The organism is Paracoccus alkanivorans (assembly GCF_003697785.1).
Lineage (GTDB): Bacteria > Pseudomonadota > Alphaproteobacteria > Rhodobacterales > Rhodobacteraceae > Paracoccus > Paracoccus alkanivorans.
Genome location: NZ_QOKZ01000005.1, coordinates 34,526 through 52,420, shown reverse-complemented (window position 1 = coordinate 52,420; position 17,895 = coordinate 34,526). Strand labels below are relative to the sequence as shown.

Sequence of the window (17,895 nt, the reverse complement as noted above, 5' to 3'; positions counted from 1 at the left end):
GCCGTGGTGCCGCCAATCGACGCGACCGTGCAGGAGAGGCCGGATTGTCTTTCGATCAGGAAAAGCAGCCTTGGCCGGGTTGCTTTCCGGTCCCTCCGGAGCCTCGGCGCACCGGCCCGTTCACCCTTTCGATATTCTTACCACGGTTCCCTGGGCCAGCGCGCAGAGCGTTTTGTCCGCATCGTCAATCGCGTAGATGCTGCATTGGCAGACCGCCTGGCGTCCGGAGACCGATACCGCGCCGGCCTCGGCTCTCAGCAGGGTCGCTTGCGCCGGGCGCAGGTAGTTTATCTTGAACTCAGATGTCAGGGCATCCGACTTCAACGCCATGCCCCCGGCAAAGGTGATCGCATTGTCGGCGAGATATGACAGCACCCCTCCATGGGCGAAGCCGTGTTGCTGCCGAAGCTCTTCGCGCAGGCGAAGCTGTATGATCGCGCCGGTATCAGAAAGCTCCAGCAGTTCTGCGCCCAGATACCGGGTAAAAGGTTGCTTCGCGAAAATCGATCGCGCCAGGTCGAGCATCGCATCCGGTTCCATGTCGGCCTCCCGAAAAAATCCTTGTGGCCAAGATAATGAAAGCTCCGGATGAACAAGCCAGCATGACGTCGCGTCGCGCTTTGCGAGGCCGGCATGTTGGCGAGCCGGGCAAAGTGAAGGAAGGTCAGGTGACTTCCGCGAGGAAGATGTAGCCCGCGCCGTAGATCGTCTTGATCAGGCGCGGGTTCTTCGGGTCTTCGCCCAGCTTGGTGCGCAGGCGCGAGATACGGACATCCATGGCGCGGTCAAAGCTGTCACCCGCCGCGCCGCCCAATGTGTCGAGCATCTGGCTGCGGGTGATCAGGCGGCGGGGACTGTCGGTGAACATGCGCAGGACCTCGGCCTCGGCATGGCTGAGAGGGGTCTCGGAGCCGTCGGGAGCGGTCAGCATGTAGCGGTCGAAATCGGCGCTCCACCCGGCGAAGCGAGCCGTCTGGCCACTGCGATCCTGCGCGACGGCGGGACGGCGCAGGCGGGCGCGGATACGCGCGACAACCTCGACGGGCTCGAATGGCTTGATGATGTAGTCGTCGGCGCCCAGCTCCAGCCCCGTCACCTTGTCCTGCACCTGTGTCCGGCCCGAGATGATGATGATCGCGGCACCCGATTCGGTGGCGAGGCGATGAACCAGGGCAAGACCGTCGCGATCGGGCAGGCCCAGGTCGATCAGGCAGGCATCGGGCGTGATGCGGCGCAGCGCCGCCTCGAACTCTATCGCGCGGGCAAAGCTTTGGGTGCGAAACCCGGCCTCCTCCAGCGCCGAGGATAACAGGCGTCGAATCTCGGGCTCGTCGTCGAGGATGGCGATCAGCGGCGCATGGGTCATGCGGTTTTCCTTGTTGCTTCGGCCAGTGCGGCGGCGAGTCGGGCGGCGGTGAACGGCTTGGTCAGCACCGGGCCGGGTGCCCGGCCGCGCAGCGGATCTCCCGGTAGTATCGATGTCATCAGCACAATGGGCAGCCTGTCCGTCACCAGTTCCAGCCCCAGTCCGTCGCCAAGTTGCAGGTCGGACAGGATCATGGTCAGGCCCGGCAAGTCGGTCATGGCGCGGGCCTCATTCAGGCTGGCGGCTTCGATCACCGCGTGGCCCAATCCGGTCAACTGGCCGCGGATATCGGTGCGGATCAGGTCGTCATCCTCGACCAGCAGAATCATCTGGCGCGTGACAGGGCGCAATGGCAGGCGCAGTGTCACCCGTGCGCCGCTGCCGGTATTGTCCAGCCGCATGGTTCCGCCGACCAGCTTGGTCTGGTCATAGACCATCGACAGGCCAAGACCCGAACCCTGATTCTTCTTGGTGCTGAAGAAGGGCTCGGTGGCACGTTTCAGCGCCTCGTCCGAGAAACCGGGGCCGGTATCGGTTGCGGTGATCTCGATCCATTCGCCTTCGCTGCGGGCGGCCAGCGCGATATGCCCCGGTCCGGCAATGGCGGCATTGGCATTCAGGATCAGGTTCAGCAGCGAATCCTGCAAGGCTCCGGGGTCGAGCAGTAACGGCTTTTCCGGCAGATCGACCGAGAGCCCGAGCGTGACACCTTCGCCAAGCGACGGGCGTGCCAATGTCGCCACCTCGCGCAGGAGCGGGGGCAGATCGACGGGTTGCAGCGACATCTCGCGCGGGCCGCTGATCTTGGCCAGCCGCTCCAGCAGGGCGGCGCCGCGGCGGGCGGCGGCCAGCGTGGCCTGTACGTCATCCGCGGCCCGCGCTGGCAGGGGCATTGCCGCCAACCGACCTTGCAGGCCAAGGATGATGGTCAGCAGATTACCGAAATCATGCGCCATGCCCGAGGTGAGCTGCGCGGCGAGGCTGCGCTTGCTGGCATGGCTGAGCGCTTCTCGGGCCTGCACCTCGGCGCTGACATCGGTCGAGAGCACGTAGACGCCCTTGCCGATTCGATCCGGGGTCAGGGCGATGCGGATACGCCTGCCCGAGGGCTTGTGCGTCATCTCGAAGACCTGCGATTCTCCGGTAAATGCGCGATCGATCCACGGGCGCAGCGTGGCAAAGGTCTCGGCCCCCAGGGCCTCTTCGACGGTGGCGCCGATCACCTTGCCTGTGCTGCCGGGAAAGACCATCGGTTGCTGCCGGTTCGAGAAGGTATAACGGTAATCGGTATCCAGATGGGCGATATGCGCGGGAACCATCTCGGTCACCTGCCGGGTGCGCGCCTCGGTCCGGGTCAGAACGCGTTGCGCCTCTTGCAGCGCGGCATTGGTCGCGGCGAGTTCGCGGTTGGCGGCTGCAAGGCGCTCGGCATGCTCAAGAACCTGTTCGGACAGCTCTTCGGAACGGGCACGCAGCAATGCTTCCTGCTGCTTGATATCGGTGATGTCGGTATAGACGGTGATCCAGCCGCCCTGTGACAGCGGCGCGCCCTCGACGGCGATCCATCTGCCATTTGCGCGCTGACGCTCGAAGTAATGCGGCTGGAAGGTGCGGGCCTGTTCAACGCGCGAGGCTACGGCGGCCTCGGGATTGTCCTGTGGTCCGTATTCGCCGCGATAGACGAGTTGCCGGATGGTTTCCTCGAAGCTGGTGCCGGGCTGCACCAGGTCGTCGGGCAGGTCGAACATCGCCTGGTATTGACGGTTCGAGACGGCAAGGCGCAGATCGGCATCGAAGATCGACAGGGCCTGTCCGATCAGGTTCAACCCCGAATGGGTCAGGTCGGCGCGGAGTTCCTCGGGTGTCATCGCGCCCACCCGCGCGGGTGATCGGTCATATGCGTTCCTCCGTCCTCCACCCTCGGATAGCACCGCTTTGCAATTCGCGGAAGTGCTGTAACATTTCGTAGGATTCGCGCAAAACTGCCGTAAGGATTGGCGGCAAATGTGATCGCCATCCGGGACGGAGGAGGTTCCGGGTGACGCGCAAAAGAACCGCGCGCATCGGGGAGGAAGCATGACGGAGCAGCACGCGCCCACGGGTGAGTTGCATTCCATTCCCGCGCTGCTGGCGCGGAATGCGGCCCGTTTCGGGGACAGGCCCGCCTATCGCGAAAAGGAATTCGGAATCTGGCAAAGCTGGAGCTGGGTCGAGGCTGCCGAAGAAATTCGTGCCTTGGCGCTCGGGCTTCTGGTTCTGGACCTGAAACCCGGCGATTACGTCGCGATCATCGGGCGCAACCGCCCTGCCCATTACTGGGGCATGATCGCGGCGCAGATGTGCGGTGCGGTGCCGGTGCCGCTTTATCAGGACGCGGTGGCCGAAGAGATGACCTATGTGCTGGAGCATTGCGGCGCGCGCTTCGTCATCTGTGGAGATCAGGAACAGGTCGACAAGATTCTCGAGGTCGAGGAGACGGTGAAGGGGATCGAGCGGATCGTCTACACCGACAAGAGGGGCATGCGGAAATACGATCATTCCCGCATGAACGCTCTGGCTGATGTGCAGGAAACGGGACGGGCGGCTGCAACCCGGTTGGGACCGGAACTGGACAGACGGATTGCCGGGCTGGATTACGACAGCACCTGCGTCATGCTGTATACCTCGGGCACGACCGGCAAGCCCAAGGGAGTGGTGCTGTCGAACCGCAACATCATCGAGACGGCGAAGAACAGCTGCGAATTCGATCACCTGACAGAACGCGAGGAGATCGTCGCCTACCTGCCGATGGCCTGGGTCGGTGATTTCATCTTCTCGATGGGGCAGGCGCTCTGGGCGGGCTTTACCGTGAACTGTCCCGAGGGCGCCCATACCATGATGACCGACATGCGCGAGATCGGGCCAAGCTATTTCTTCGCCCCGCCCCGGGTGTTCGAGGGCCAGTTGACCACCGTGATGATCCGGATGGAGGATGCCGGCCGGTTCAAGCGCTGGCTGTTCCATCGCTTCGTGGCGGTGGCAAGGCGCGTCGGCCCGGCGATCCTTGACGGCCAGCAGGTCGGATTTGTCGATCGGCTGGCCTATGGGCTGGGCCGTCTGCTGGTCTACGGGCCACTGAAAAACACCCTCGGCTACAGCCGTATCCGTGTGGGCTATACTGCCGGTGAGGCGATCGGTCCCGAGATTTTCGATTTCTACCGCTCGCTGGGGATCAACCTGAAACAGCTTTACGGCCAGACCGAGGCCTCGGTCTTCATCACCCAGCAGCCGGACGGGCAGGTGCGTTCCGATACGGTCGGCGTGCCTTCCCCCGGCGTGGAGGTGAAGATCGGCGACAATGGCGAGGTCTTCTATCGCAGCCCCGGCACCTTCGTCGAATATTACAAGAATCCCGGCAGCACCGCCTCGACCAAGGACGCGGCAGGTTGGGTGGCCACGGGCGATGCCGGGTTCTTCGAGGAATCCACCGGTCATCTGCGGATCATCGACCGAGCCAAGGATGTCGGCAGGATGGCCGACGGCAGCATGTTCGCGCCCAAATATGTCGAGAACAAGCTGAAATTCTATCCCAATATCCTTGAAGCCGTCGTGCTGGGGAACGGGCGCGACTATTGCACCGCGATGATCAATATCGACCTGAACGCCGTCGGAAACTGGGCCGAGCGGAACAATATCGCCTATGCCTCCTATCAGGAACTGGCCGGCCATCCGCAGGTCTACGCGACCATCAAGGCCCATGTCGAAGAGGTCAACCGCTCGGTCGCCGAAGACGAGATGCTGTCGAACTGCCAGATCCATCGCTTCCTTGTGCTGCACAAGGAACTGGACCCCGACGATGGCGAGATGACCCGCACCCGCAAGGTCCGCCGTGCCGTCATCGGCGAGAAATTCGCCGATCTGGTGGACGCGCTCTATGACGGTTCGGACAGCATCCATACCCAGACCGAGGTTACCTATGAGGATGGCCGCAAGGGCAGGATCAAGGCGACGCTGAAGATCGAGGATGTGCAAGTCTTCGGCGCGGCGCAAGCGCAGAAGGTGGCGGCGCAATGAATCAGCAGACGGAAATCACCGCCGATGGCCGCCAGATCGGCGGCACGCTGATGGAGATGAAGAACATCACCCTGCGTTTCGGCGGCGTCGAGGCGATCAAGAATATCAGCTTCGACATTCGCGAAGGCGAGATCCGGGCGATCATCGGACCCAATGGCGCGGGAAAATCCTCGATGCTGAACGTGATCTCGGGTTTCTACGTTCCGCAGGAAGGCGAAATCTGGTTCAAAGGCGCGCGCCGCGGACCGATGAAACCCTATGAAGTCGCACGTCTCGGCATCGCCCGGACTTTCCAGAACATCGCCCTGTTCGATGGCATGACAGTGCTGGACAATATCATGACCGGGCGGCTGAACCGGATGCGGGCCGGATTCCTGTCGCAGGCCCTGTGGTGGGGCGCGGCGGAGCGCGAGGAGATCGAGAACCGTGAACGGGTCGAGCGCGTGATCGACTTTCTCGAAATCCAGAATATCCGCAAGACACCGGTAGGGCGATTGCCTTACGGGCTGAAAAAACGCGTCGAACTGGCCCGGGCTCTGGCCGCCGAGCCGCAGATCCTGCTTCTGGACGAGCCGATGGCGGGGATGAATGTCGAGGAAAAGGAGGACATGTCCCGCTTCGTCCTAGACGTCAATGACGAGTTCGGCACCACCATCGCGCTGATCGAACATGACATGGGCGTGGTCATGGACCTGTCCGACCGGGTGGTGGTGATGGATTACGGCCGCAAGATCGGTGACGGCACCCCTGACGAGGTGCGCAACAACCAGGAGGTCATCGATGCCTATCTGGGGGTGGCGCATGACTGACCTGTGCCCGTGGGAGACAATCTGATGGACCAGATGATTTTCGCCGCCGAGATCTTCCTGAACGGGCTGATGACCGGGGTCATGTATGCCTTGGTGGCGCTCGGCTTCGTGCTGATCTTCAAGGCTTCGGGCGTGTTCAACTATGCGCAGGGCGTGCTGGCGCTGTTCGCGGCGCTGACATTGGTCGGTATCCAGCAGGGGCAGGTGCCCTTCGCTCATATGATCAACGCGGTCTTCGGCACCCATGTCGAGCATTTCGGCTGGACCGTCCCGTCCGTTCTCGCGATCATCCTGACCGGGGCGGTCATGGTTCTGCTGGCCTTCCTGATCGAAAAGCTGGTGCTTCAGCACCTGGTCGGGCAGGCGCCGATCATCCTGTTCATGGCGACCATAGGGCTGGCCTATTTCCTCGAAGGACTGGGCGACGTGATGTGGGGCGCGAATATCAAGAATCTTGATGTCGGGCTGCCGCAGGGTATTTCCGAAAGCATCGAAGGGGTCACGGCGAACTGGTTCGGTTACGGGTTCTTCATCGACCGGCTCGATATCTGGGCAACGGTGATCGCCGCGCTTCTGGTTGCCGCCCTTGTCGCCTTCGCGCAATATACAAAACAGGGCCGCGCCATGCGGGCGGTGGCCGACGACCATCAGGCGGCGCTGTCGGTGGGCATCTCGCTGCGCTTCATCTGGGTCATGGTCTGGTCGATTGCGGGTTTCGTGGCGCTGGTCGCGGGCATCATGTGGGGCACCAAGTCGGGTGTGCAGTTCAGCCTCTCGCTGATCGCGCTCAAGGCGCTGCCGGTGCTGATGCTGGGCGGCTTCACCTCGATTCCCGGAGCAATCGTCGGCGGCCTGATCATCGGCGTGGGCGAGAAGCTGTTCGAGTTCTTCATCGGCCCGATGGTCGGCGGCGCGACCGAGAACTGGTTCGCCTATGTTCTGGCGCTGCTCTTTCTGGTGTTCCGCCCGCAGGGGCTGTTCGGCGAGCGGATCATCGAAAGGGTCTGATGATGGAGCGGGTGGCAATGTGTGGAACGGGTATTTGGACAAAGAAGAAGCCGATTTCTTCTTTGCACAAATACCTGATGGCATGACCGGGCAGGCAGGAGCAACAGATGCTGTATCGTGAGGCAGGTGATTTCAAGACCAGCTACCGCGCCGACGGGCAGACCTTTCCGATCCGGCTGGACCGGTGGGCCTATTACGCCGCGATCGCGGTGGCCTTCCTGATCGTGCCGTTCATCATTAACGACTATTGGGCGAGCGCGGTTTTCGTGCCGTTCCTGATCTATGCCATCGCGGCCTTGGGGCTGAACATCCTGACCGGATATGCCGGGCAGGTCAGTCTGGGAACCGGGGGTTTCATGGCGGTGGGCGCCTATGCCGTCTACAAGCTGATGACAGCCTTCCCCGAGATCAGCATCGTCATCCACATTCTGCTGGCCGGAGGCATCACCGCCATCGTCGGAATGCTGTTCGGACTGCCCTCGTTGCGGATCAAGGGGTTCTACCTGGCGGTCGCCACGCTGGCGGCGCAGTTTTTCCTTGTCTGGCTCTTCAACAAGGTGCCGTGGTTCTACAACTATTCGGCCTCGGGCCAGATCAACGCGCCCGAACGCACGATTCTCGGTTTCGCGGTCAGCGGTCCGGCGGCCAGCGCTTCGACGAAATATCTGGTCTGCCTGGTCTTTGCCTTTGTCCTTGCATGGGTGGCGCGAAACCTGACGCGCGGCACTTCGGGGCGTAAATGGATGGCGATCCGTGACATGGATATCGCGGCCGAGATCATCGGGGTGAACCCGCTGGCGGCCAAGCTGTCGGCCTTTGCCGTGTCCAGCTTTTTCGTGGGAATCGCGGGCGCATTGCTGTTCTCGGTCTACCTGGGCGCTGCCGAGGTGGGCGAGGCCTTCGGGATCAACAAGAGCTTCCTGGTCCTGTTCATGATCATCATCGGTGGACTGGGCAGCATATTCGGCAGTTTCGCGGGGGCGGCCTTCATGGTGCTGATGCCGGTCCTGCTGAAAAACCTGCTGGTGGGTGGTTTTGGCTGGCCGACTGATCTGGCCGCCCATATCGAGCTGATGATTGTCGGCGCGCTGATCGTGTTCTTCCTGATCGCCGAGCCGCATGGCCTGGCGCGGCTTTGGGCGCTGACCAAGGAAAAGCTGCGCCTCTGGCCGTTTCCGCACTGATTTAAACCTAAAGACCGGGTAACCGGCAATGTTCAACTTTGGGGAGGAGACCCGAATGAAACTGACATTCACCGCATTTGCCGCGGCCACGCTGATGGCAACCGCGCCCGCGATGGCCGATCTGGTCGTGCCGAACCTGTCCTATCGCACCGGGGCCTATGGCGCGAACGGCACCCAGTATGCGGACGGCTTCAACGATTACTTCACATTGCTGAACGAACGCGACGGGGGCATCGGCGGTGAAAAGATCAAGGTGCCCGAATGCGAGACGGCATATAACACCGAGAAGGGCGTCGAGTGTTACGAGGCAACCAAGGACACCGGCGCGCTGGTCTATAACCCGCTCTCGACCGGCATCACCTATCAGTTGATTCCGAAGGTCGCGGTCGACAAGAAGGTGCTTTATACGCCGGGCTACGGGCGCACCTCGGCCAAGAACGGCAAGGTGTTCGAGTGGGTCTTCAATGCTCCCGCGAATTACTGGGATGGCGCGTCGGTTGCGATCAAGTATCTGCTGGACCAGAACGGCGGCGACCTGAACGGCAAGAAGATCGCGCTGGTGTATCATAATTCCGCCTATGGCAAGGAACCGGTCCGGACCTTGCAGGATCTGGCCGAGAAGCACGGCTTTACCCTGTCCGAACTGCCGGTCGACGCGCCGGGGCAGGAACAGAAAAGCCAATGGCTGCAAATCCGCCGCGAACAGCCCGATTACGTGATCATGTGGGGCTGGGGCGTGATGAATCAGGTCGCGATCCAGGAGGCCGCGAATATCCGCTTTCCGATGGAGAACTTCATCGGCATCTGGTGGTCGGGTTCCGAGGTGGATGTTGTCCCGGTGGGCGCGAAGGCCAATGGCTACAAGGCGCTGACTTTCCACGGGGTGGGCCAGGACTACCCGGTTTACGACGATCTGCAGGAATATGTGATCGAGCCGGGCAAGGCCTCGCAGGGTGGCGAGCATGTCGGCTCGGTGCTGTATTCGCGGGGGATGTATGCCGCGCTGGTGATTTCCGAGGCGATCCGCAAGGCGCAGGAGATCGCCGGGGTATCGGCGATCAGCCCCGAACAGCTGCGCGAAGGTTTCGAACAACTCGATATAACCCCCGAGCGGCTGGAGGAGCTGGGGCTTCCCGATTTCGGACCCGAGATCAAGCTGAGCTGTGACAACCATGGCGGCAGCGGCATGGCGCGCATGCAGCAGTGGGACGCCGAGGGGGGCAAGTGGAGCCTGATTTCGGAATTCACCGAGCCCGATCAGGAGATTCTGGCTCCGCTGATCGCCGAGGACAGCGATGCCTATGCCAAGGAAGCCGGGATCACCCCGCGTGATTGCTGATACCAGTCCCGGCGGCGGTCATCGCCGCCGGGCCGATACCCGCCCGGAGAACCGCCATGCTTGACGCCGAAAACAGCGAGACCTTGCTGGAAGTCAATAATATCGAGGTGATCTACAACCATGTCATCCTGGTGCTGAAGGGCGTCAGCCTGTCGGTGCCCAAGGGTGGGATCACTGCGCTTCTTGGCGGCAACGGGGCCGGAAAGACCACGACGCTGAAGGCGATCTCGAACCTGCTCGCCAGCGAGCGGGGCGAGGTCACCAAGGGCAGCATCCTTTATCGCGGCGAAAAGGTCGCGGCCCGCAATCCTGCCGACCTGGTGACCAAGGGCGTCATCCAGGTGATGGAGGGGCGGCATTGCTTCGAGCATCTGACCGTCGAGGAGAATCTTCTTACCGGTGCCTATACGCGCCGCGACGGGGCGGCGGCGATCAGGCGCGATCTCGAGATGGTCTATGAATATTTCCCCCGCCTGCGCGAGCGGCGAAAATCGCAGGCCGGTTATACCTCGGGCGGGGAACAGCAGATGACGGCGATGGGGCGTGCGCTGATGTCGCGCCCCGAGATGATCCTGCTGGACGAACCCTCGATGGGGTTGGCGCCGCAACTGGTCGAGCAAATTTTCCAGATCGTGAAGGCGGTGAACGAGGGCGAGGGGGTGACCTTCCTTCTGGCCGAGCAGAACACCAATGTCGCCCTGCGATATGCGCATTACGGCTATATCCTTGAAAATGGCCGGGTAGTGATGGACGGCCCTGCCGCCGCGCTGCGGGAAAACCCCGATGTGAAGGAGTTCTACCTGGGCATGTCGGACGAGGGCCGCAAATCCTTCCGCGACGTACGCAGCTATCGCCGCCGCAAGCGCTGGCTGGCCTGAGGAGCAATCATGACCGGCTATTACGACGACCTGGAGATCCGCGACATGCAGGCGCGGGAAGAGGCTCTGGCCAGGGCTCTGCCGATTGCGATCGCGCGGGCCAAGACCGCACCTGCCCTGGCGCGCCTGTTGCGCGATATCGAACCAGAGGATGTCACCGACCGCGCGACGCTGCCCCGGCTGCCGGTGATCCGCAAGTCTGAACTTTCCGAAGCGCAGCGGAGATCGCCTCCCTTCGGGGGCTACACGACCCGCCCCGCGAATGAGTTCGATCAGATTTTCCAAAGCCCCGGTCCGATCTATGAGCCGGGCCGGCGCGAGGGGGACTGGTGGCGGTTGGGCCGGTTTCTGCATGCTTCCGGCGTGGGGCGCGGCGATATCGTGCAGAACTGCTTCGGTTATCATCTGACGCCCGCTGGAATGATGTTCGAATCTGCCGCCCGGGCCGTCGATGCCGCCGTGCTGCCCGCCGGGACCGGCCAGACCGATCTGCAGGTATCCGCCGCCGCCGATATCGGCACGACCTGCTACGCGGGAACGCCGGATTTCCTGAAGGTCATTCTCGACCGCGCCGACGAGATGGGCAAGCGACTGTCGATCTCCAGGGCGGTTGTGGGTGGGGGGGCATTGTTCCCGTCTCTGCGGCAGGAATATGCTGACCGCGGTATCGTCACTCGGCAATGTTATGCCACGGCCGATATCGGGAATATCGCCTATGAGAGCGACGCCCTTGACGGCATGATCGTCGATGAGGGCGTGATCGTCGAGATCGTCCGCCCGGGCACTGGAGACCCGCTGCCCGAAGGTGAGGTGGGCGAAGTCCTGGTGACGACGCTGAATCCCGATTATCCGCTGTTGCGCTTTGCCACCGGGGATCTGTCGGCAGTGCTGCCCGGAGCCTCGCCATGCGGCCGAACCAATATGCGCATCAGGGGCTGGCTGGGCCGTGCCGATCAGACAGCCAAGATCAAGGGTATGTTCGTGCGTCCCGAACAGGTGGCCGCGTTGATAGCCCGCCATCCCGAGATTTCCCGCGCCCGGGTGATCGCCGAACGCGACGGAGAGATGGATGTGATGACCGTGCAGATCGAGTCGCGGGCCGGGTCGGCCGAAGCCTATGCCGATTCGGTTGCGCATATGTTGAAGCTGAAGGGCCGGGTGGAAATCGTGCCGCCCGGCAGCCTGCCCAACGATGGCAAGGTGATCGAGGACAGGCGACGCTATGAATGAAGCGCTTCTTAATGAGTGGTATTTGAAAGGTTAACTTGTTTTGAACCCATGTTGCCCGGATGTTCCCGTCAGCGAAACATTGGTACGGGTGACGAGATGGCGGCGAACAAGAACTCTGCTGCGGTGGTTATCATAAAGCGCGGTGGCGGCGGCGAGGAGGCGGGGCATCACGGGGGCGCCTGGAAGGTGGCATATGCGGATTTCGTAACCGCGATGATGGCATTCTTCCTTCTGATGTGGCTGCTCAACGCTACGACCGAACAGCAACGGGCGGGGCTGGCAGATTACTTCAATCCGACCATTGTCCAGAGATCGGGTGCCGATGGCGAGGATGTCGAAGAAGGGATCCTGCATTCCATTGAGGACAGTCTGCCCGACACGCATCTTGCCGGGGATTTCGAGGAAGTCGCGAAACAGGTTCAGGATCAATTGACCGGCTCCGGCGCCGAATCGATGCAGATGACAAATCTCCTGCGTCATGTCGTGACCCGGATGACCGATGAAGGCCTGGTGATTGAACTGGCGGATCTGACCGATGAGCCGCTTTTCGTCGACGACACGGCTCAACCGCAGCCGGTTCTGAACGAATTGGCCAGGCTGCTTGCACGGGTTCTGGGACAGACCCGGAATGATCTGGCCGTAACCGGTCACGTCCGCTCCTATCCGGATATCCTTCAGTCTTCGCCGGTCTGGGCATTGTCGGACGCGCGGGCCCATGCGGTGCGCAACCTTCTTGATCAGGGGGGGCTGCCGGACAAGCGCGTGCAGCGCGTCACCGGCTTTGCAGACCGGAAGCACCGAGAGGGCAACCCGATGTCGCCGGCGAATAACCGGATCGAAGTGATTTTGCTCCGGTAGGCCGAAAAACCATTCTCATTAGGCTAATCTTAAACCGTCTCCTGGATGCTGACGGCAACATGTCCAGAAGAAGGGACCATATCATGACTTTGGGATCAGCGATGGGGGCAGGCGTCTCCGGCTTGCGGGCGAATTCGACGAAGATTGCGACGATCTCGGACAATATCGCGAACTCAGCCACTCATGGTTACAAACGAACCGAAACCGGATTCGATGCCCTGGTTCTGGCCAGTTCCGGAGGCACCTACACGGCGGGCGGTGTTCTCGCGTCAACCAGCAGGAATGTTGCCGAGGAAGGCCCGATCATTCCAACATCCACGTCCACGGATATTGCGATTGTCGGCCCCGGCATGTTGCCCGTTACGCCTGTCACGGATGTCTATGGAAATGCGCCGCAGCCACAGCTGCTGATGACGCGGACAGGAGGTTTCAGTGCTGATGAGAGCGGCTACTTACGTACCGACTCGGGCTTTGTGCTGCTGGGCTGGGCAGCGCTTCCCAATGGCCAGATCCCATCCTTGGCACGCGATACCTCTGCCGGTCTTGAGCCGATCCGGATTCCCTATGATCAGGCGAAAAGTGCCGCGACGACCCGGATCAACCTGGGGGTCACCCTGCCTGCGACGGATACGCTTCCGTCCAAATCAGGTGATCCCACGGGCGACCCGATCCTGCATAGTATCGAATATTTCGGCAATCTCGGCACCAGCGAACGGCTGGAGGTCACCTATACCCCGGATACCTCCAACCCGGATGGGATGTCGCTGAAATGGCAGGTGGATATACGTGACCGGGCATCCAATGAACCCGACAGGGTGATTGGCTCCTACAGGGTCGAGTTCGATGGCAGCGCCGATTATGCCGGAATGATCAAGGCAGTGGAGACACTGGAGGGTGGGGAATATGACGCGGAAACCGGGTCGTTCACCATAGGGGTGGCCGATGGCGAGGTGGAGATCGTGATCGGAAAGCCGAACGATCCGAACGGATTGCTGAGGCAGATGGGCAATACTTACGCCCCCACGAGTGTCACGAAGGATGGCGCACGGGTCGGTAGGCTGACCTCGGTCGAGATCGACGAACGCGGATTTCTCAAGGCAAGTTATGATACCGGTATCGTGAGGACGCTTTATCAGGTTCCGGTCGTGTCCGTGCCCAATGTGAATGGCCTGCAGGCCGGAAGTGCCCAGACATACAGTATTTCGCAAACATCGGGCGGCTTCTTTCTCTGGGATGCCGGCGACGGACCGACGGGGAAAATTCGGGGTTATGCCCGTGAGGGTTCGACCACCGACATTGCCGAGGAACTGACGGAAATGATCCAGACGCAGCGCGCCTATGCCACGAATGCGAAAGTGATCCAGACGGTGGACGAGATGCTGCAGGAAACCACCAATATCAAGCGCTGATGCAGGTGCATTGATACAGACAGGAAGGAATTGACGGCATGGGTATCGCCAAGGCGCTCTCCAATGCGGTAACCGGCTTGGCCGCGACAGCTCGCGGAACCGAGGTGGTTGCCGACAATCTCGCGAATGCGCAAACGGTAGGATTTGCGCGTCGCGAGATGACGCTGAATTCGCGGGCAAGTGGCGGCGTGCGGATTGACGGCATCGCCCGGGTGGTGAACGCCGGATTGCTCGCTGAATACCGCCTTGCCGATGCGGCCAAAATCGAAGCCTCGACGCGACTGGATTTCCTGAAGAAGATGGAGGATACCATTGGGCTCCCGGGTGCCCCGGGTGGTCTCAGCAACATGCTGACAAGGTTTCGGGAAAAGCTTCTCGATGCCAGCGATCGCCCTGACGATAATGTCCGGCTGGAGCAGGCCGCCCATGCCGCGAAGGATCTGGCGTTTGCCCTCAATGTCGCCTCGGATACCGTGCAGACCGCCAGAGCCGAGGCGGATACTGCCATTGCTGCGGATGTCAGAGCCCTGAACGTTGGCCTCGCGCGTGTTGCCGATCTGAACCGCCGGATCTTCGTCATCAAGGCCCAGGGCAAGGATCCTTCGCCCCTGGTCGATGCGCGCCAACAGGCGATCGATGGAATCAACAGTATCGTCCCGGTGCAGGAAGTTCCAAGGGATGCGGGCACTGTCGCGCTCTTCACGAAAGAGGGGATGCCGTTGCTGGATGGCACGGCACCGAGCCAGATCGATTTCCAGCCTGCTCCGCAATTTTCGGCCGAGTTGTCGGTGAAAGACAAATCCGTTCAACACCTGTTCGTGGACGGGAAAGAATTGCCGCTCTCCCGGATGCGCTTCTTTGCGGGGGGCAGGCTCTCGTCCAACTTCGAGATCCGTGATGGCTTGGGGCCCCAGTTCCAGCATGAACTGGATTCACTCGCGCTGGAGCTGCATGATCTGTTCGCCGATCCGACAGTCGATCCCACGATCGGCCCGGATACCCCCGGTCTATTCACCGACGAAGGAGGGCGTGCGGAACCTGCGGCCGCAACCGGATTGGCTGGCCGCATTGCGCTGAATTCGATCGTCGATCCGGCAGGTGACGGGACGGTGTGGCGGCTGCGGGACGGGTTGGGCGCGGTCGATCCGGGCCCCGTCGGAAACCCGGCAATGCTTATCGGGCTGGAGGAGGCGATACAGCGGATACGGTCTCCTCACGGCGAAAGTGCGTTTCAGGAAAGAGGGTCTCTGGCTGCTCGGTTGGCGATCCTCGAGGCACGCACGAGTTCGCGGCGTGTCGAAGCCGAGGCAGATAGCACGGCCAAAAACAGCCGGGCAGACGCGATATCCGTTCGTTTTCTGTCCGACGGGGTAAACGGCGATGTCGAACTGCAACGCCTGCTTGAACATACGCAAGCCTATGCGGCCAACGCCCGGGTTATCCAGGCAATCGACGAGATGATGGATCAGATATTAAGGTGGTAAACATGCTGACCAATGCGATAGGGAACCAGGCCCGAGCTTTCACCTTGCAAACCAATACCGCGCGCGTCACGAAAAACCTGCATACCCTGACACAGGAAAACGCGAGCGGTGAGGCGGCGGATCTTGGGCTGCATCTGCGGGGGAATACACGGATTCTGAACAGTGTCGAAACTCGTCTGACATTGATCGGGCAGTATCAGGAGAACGTGAAAGATACCGCATTGCTGCTTAAGGAGCAGTATCGAGTTCTCAATGCTGGGCATGAGACGACGAAAGAGCTGGCTTCTGAGGTTCTGGTTTCGCCGACACTTCTTGCATCAGAAGCTATCAGGACACTTCCGGTGGAAGCTAAACAGGCTTTTGTCTCGTTCGTATCCGAATTGAATAGCGACATCGGTGGACAATATATATTCTCGGGCCTGGCCGTTGATCGCCCCCCACTTATCTCTGGCAAAGAAATACTTGGAAAGTTGGAGGATGCCGTATCGGGTCTGACCTCGACTGACGATATTTTTCAAGCGGTGTCGGATTGGTTCGATGATGAGTTCCTGAATGTCGCATATGGCGGAACAACGGGGCAAACGCGTCTGACCAAGATATCCGAGAAGCACTTCATCGAACTGGATGCAAATGCCGCCGATCAGGTAGTCCGCAACCAGATGAAAGGCCTCGCCCTGATTGCCCTGGCGGGACGGGACGCTGCCGCCGACCAGAGCAGTGACCAGATCGATCTGATGCGCAAAGGCGGTCAGTTTCTTATCGATAATCAGCCCGATTATATCGCCTACATCGCGAATATCGGGTCGAGGCAGGCAAGCATCGATGCGCGCAAGGTTGAAAATGGCGCGATTCTCAGCGCATTGAAGACGGCCAGAAATGATATCAGGCAGGTCGATCTGGCAAAGGCCAAAACGGCGCTTGATGAGGTCAAAACCCAGTTGGAGGCTATTTATCTTCTGACGAATATCCTGTCGAAGCTGAAACTGACGGAATATCTGCGGTGAGGCAGCTCTGGGCTTTACTGGTTCTCATAGCGTTGTCATCGGCATCCGTTGCGGCACCGGTCCGTATCAAGGACATGGCGGATTTCGACGGTGTTCGTGGCAATGATCTGGTCGGCTATGGTCTCGTCGTTGGCCTGGACGGTACCGGCGACAGTTTTCGCAACGCCCCCTTTACAGAGGAAATGCTGGCCGGCCTGTTGGAGCGGTTGGGGATCAACGTAACCGACGATGCGCTGAGGTCCAAAAACGTCGCGGCTGTCGTGGTGACCGCCGTATTGCCGCCTTTCGCGCGATCAGGCAGCCGCATCGATGTCGGCGTTTCCACGATTGGCGATGCGAAAAGCTTGTTGGGCGGTACCCTTGTCATGACCCCGTTGAAAGCTGCGGACGGCAATATCTACGCGGTTGCGCAAGGATCGCTTATCTCGGGGGGCGCGGTAGTCGCGGGGGAGGCGGCACGTGTGGTCGAAGGTGTCCCAACAGCAGGGGCAATTCCGGCGGGCGCGCGGGTGGAGCGCGAGGTGGCCTTTGATTTCTCTCAACTCCAGAATATTCGCATCGCTTTGCGTAACACCGATTTTACTACCGCAACCCGGATCGAGGATGTTATCAACCGGGACTTCAACCGCCGTATCGCAGAGGCTCGGGACAGCGGCACTGTAATTGTCGAATTTCGGAAACTCGGCAATGTCAGCCCTGCACGTGTTCTGGGGCGGATCGAAAACCTGACCATCGAGCCGGAAGACCGGGCGAAAGTGGTGATAGATCACAAGGCGGGAACGATTGTCGTGGGTGAACATGTCCGCATCTCGCGCGTGGCGGTGTCGCAGGGGAACCTGACGCTGCGTGTCAGCGAGGCTCCGCTGGTGTCCCAGCCCAATCCTTTCGCGGATGGAGAAACGGTGACTGTTCCGAGGTCATTCGCCGAGTTGGAGGAAGAGCCTGGCATTGGTTTTGCGGAACTGGCCGATGAAACTTCTCTCAGCGATTTGATTGCCGGTCTCAACGCTCTCGGAGTGCCGCCGCGAGATATGATCGATATCCTGAAATCCATACATGCAGCCGGTGCCCTGCACGCGGAGCTGATCATCGAATAACCCGTTCCCGCATGCCGGATATCGGACCAGGGGACGAACAGGGCGGCGCTGAGACTATTGCCCTGACGAAACCATGTCCGAGCTTGCCGGAAACATTGTCGAAAATGGGGGGTGCTCGGGTTGGAACGGCACATTCATGACGGGCAAGGCAATGTGCCGGAACGGATCAGTTTTGT

At 61.0% G+C, this 17,895-nt stretch carries 15 protein-coding genes; 12 read left to right on the top strand and 3 right to left on the bottom strand.

The features are described 5' to 3' along the window. Window positions 1-120: 120 nt before the first annotated feature. From C9E81_RS13610 to C9E81_RS13600, 3 genes are all read right to left on the bottom strand, one after another. A complete protein-coding gene (locus tag C9E81_RS13610) occupies window positions 121-525 on the bottom strand; it encodes a PaaI family thioesterase (RefSeq protein ID WP_208021175.1) in 405 nt (134 codons plus the stop codon). Window positions 526-664: 139 nt separating this feature from the next. Then, window positions 665-1,366, bottom strand: coding sequence for a response regulator transcription factor (locus C9E81_RS13605; protein WP_122112914.1), 702 nt, complete (start codon window positions 1,364-1,366; stop codon window positions 665-667). After that, on the bottom strand, window positions 1,363-3,234 hold the full coding sequence (locus C9E81_RS13600; RefSeq protein WP_122112913.1) for a PAS-domain containing protein: 1,872 nt from the start codon (window positions 3,232-3,234) through the stop codon (window positions 1,363-1,365). The genes C9E81_RS13605 and C9E81_RS13600 overlap by 4 nt, the downstream gene beginning before the upstream one ends. Window positions 3,235-3,442: 208 nt before the next feature. Here C9E81_RS13600 and C9E81_RS13595 point away from each other — a divergent pair, with 208 nt between their 5' ends. The 12 genes from C9E81_RS13595 (at window position 3,443) to C9E81_RS13540 (ending at window position 17,719) form a co-directional block, all read left to right on the top strand. Continuing rightward, entirely contained in the window at window positions 3,443-5,419 is a 1,977-nt protein-coding gene (locus tag C9E81_RS13595; protein WP_122112912.1) for an AMP-binding protein, read from the top strand. Then, entirely contained in the window at window positions 5,416-6,228 is an 813-nt protein-coding gene (locus C9E81_RS13590; RefSeq protein WP_122112911.1) for an ABC transporter ATP-binding protein, read from the top strand. Before C9E81_RS13595 ends, C9E81_RS13590 begins: the two co-directional genes overlap by 4 nt. Before the next feature lie 24 nt (window positions 6,229-6,252). Further along, a complete protein-coding gene (locus C9E81_RS13585; RefSeq protein ID WP_122113156.1) occupies window positions 6,253-7,236 on the top strand; it encodes a branched-chain amino acid ABC transporter permease in 984 nt (327 codons plus the stop codon). Between the two features lie 107 nt (window positions 7,237-7,343). Beyond that, window positions 7,344-8,420: a branched-chain amino acid ABC transporter permease gene (locus C9E81_RS13580; RefSeq protein WP_122112910.1), complete on the top strand. Its 1,077-nt coding sequence runs from the start codon at window positions 7,344-7,346 to the stop codon at window positions 8,418-8,420. A 55-nt stretch (window positions 8,421-8,475) separates the two neighbouring features. Beyond that, entirely contained in the window at window positions 8,476-9,759 is a 1,284-nt protein-coding gene (locus C9E81_RS13575; RefSeq protein ID WP_122112909.1) for an ABC transporter substrate-binding protein, read from the top strand. A gap of 56 nt (window positions 9,760-9,815) precedes the next feature. Next, a complete protein-coding gene (locus tag C9E81_RS13570) occupies window positions 9,816-10,637 on the top strand; it encodes an ABC transporter ATP-binding protein (protein WP_122112908.1) in 822 nt (273 codons plus the stop codon). 9 nt (window positions 10,638-10,646) lie between these two features. Beyond that, window positions 10,647-11,867 carry a phenylacetate--CoA ligase family protein gene (locus C9E81_RS13565; RefSeq protein WP_122112907.1) on the top strand — a complete coding sequence of 407 codons (1,221 nt, stop codon included), beginning with the start codon at window positions 10,647-10,649 and terminating at the stop codon, window positions 11,865-11,867. Between the two features lie 96 nt (window positions 11,868-11,963). Then, window positions 11,964-12,725, top strand: a complete 762-nt coding sequence (locus C9E81_RS13560; protein WP_122112906.1) for a flagellar motor protein MotB — start codon at window positions 11,964-11,966, stop codon at window positions 12,723-12,725. 83 nt (window positions 12,726-12,808) lie between these two features. Next, complete coding sequence (locus tag C9E81_RS13555) at window positions 12,809-14,134, top strand: flagellar hook protein FlgE (RefSeq protein WP_122112905.1); 1,326 nt, start codon at window positions 12,809-12,811, stop codon at window positions 14,132-14,134. Between the two features lie 38 nt (window positions 14,135-14,172). Then, window positions 14,173-15,618 (top strand): flagellar hook-associated protein FlgK, encoded by a 1,446-nt coding sequence (flgK, locus tag C9E81_RS13550; protein ID WP_122112904.1) that lies wholly within the window; start codon window positions 14,173-14,175, stop codon window positions 15,616-15,618. Window positions 15,619-15,620: 2 nt separating this feature from the next. Further along, complete coding sequence (locus tag C9E81_RS13545) at window positions 15,621-16,622, top strand: flagellin (protein WP_122112903.1); 1,002 nt, start codon at window positions 15,621-15,623, stop codon at window positions 16,620-16,622. Continuing rightward, window positions 16,619-17,719: a flagellar basal body P-ring protein FlgI gene (locus C9E81_RS13540; RefSeq protein WP_122112902.1), complete on the top strand. Its 1,101-nt coding sequence runs from the start codon at window positions 16,619-16,621 to the stop codon at window positions 17,717-17,719. The genes C9E81_RS13545 and C9E81_RS13540 overlap by 4 nt, the downstream gene beginning before the upstream one ends. The last annotated feature ends 176 nt before the right edge of the window (window positions 17,720-17,895 follow it).

What these genes read in the sequence shown, in the direction of transcription:
- C9E81_RS13610 (WP_208021175.1), bottom strand. Translation starts at nt 525, where the DNA reads ATGCTCGACCTGGCGCGATCGATTTTCGCGAAGCAACCTTTTACCCGG.
- C9E81_RS13605 (WP_122112914.1), bottom strand. Translation starts at nt 1,366, where the DNA reads ATGACCCATGCGCCGCTGATCGCCATCCTCGACGACGAGCCCGAGATT.
- C9E81_RS13600 (WP_122112913.1), bottom strand. Translation starts at nt 3,234, where the DNA reads ATGACACCCGAGGAACTCCGCGCCGACCTGACCCATTCGGGGTTGAAC.
- C9E81_RS13595 (WP_122112912.1), top strand. Translation starts at nt 3,443, where the DNA reads ATGACGGAGCAGCACGCGCCCACGGGTGAGTTGCATTCCATTCCCGCG.
- C9E81_RS13590 (WP_122112911.1), top strand. Translation starts at nt 5,416, where the DNA reads ATGAATCAGCAGACGGAAATCACCGCCGATGGCCGCCAGATCGGCGGC.
- C9E81_RS13585 (WP_122113156.1), top strand. Translation starts at nt 6,253, where the DNA reads ATGGACCAGATGATTTTCGCCGCCGAGATCTTCCTGAACGGGCTGATG.
- C9E81_RS13580 (WP_122112910.1), top strand. Translation starts at nt 7,344, where the DNA reads ATGCTGTATCGTGAGGCAGGTGATTTCAAGACCAGCTACCGCGCCGAC.
- C9E81_RS13575 (WP_122112909.1), top strand. Translation starts at nt 8,476, where the DNA reads ATGAAACTGACATTCACCGCATTTGCCGCGGCCACGCTGATGGCAACC.
- C9E81_RS13570 (WP_122112908.1), top strand. Translation starts at nt 9,816, where the DNA reads ATGCTTGACGCCGAAAACAGCGAGACCTTGCTGGAAGTCAATAATATC.
- C9E81_RS13565 (WP_122112907.1), top strand. Translation starts at nt 10,647, where the DNA reads ATGACCGGCTATTACGACGACCTGGAGATCCGCGACATGCAGGCGCGG.
- C9E81_RS13560 (WP_122112906.1), top strand. Translation starts at nt 11,964, where the DNA reads ATGGCGGCGAACAAGAACTCTGCTGCGGTGGTTATCATAAAGCGCGGT.
- C9E81_RS13555 (WP_122112905.1), top strand. Translation starts at nt 12,809, where the DNA reads ATGACTTTGGGATCAGCGATGGGGGCAGGCGTCTCCGGCTTGCGGGCG.
- flgK (WP_122112904.1), top strand. Translation starts at nt 14,173, where the DNA reads ATGGGTATCGCCAAGGCGCTCTCCAATGCGGTAACCGGCTTGGCCGCG.
- C9E81_RS13545 (WP_122112903.1), top strand. Translation starts at nt 15,621, where the DNA reads ATGCTGACCAATGCGATAGGGAACCAGGCCCGAGCTTTCACCTTGCAA.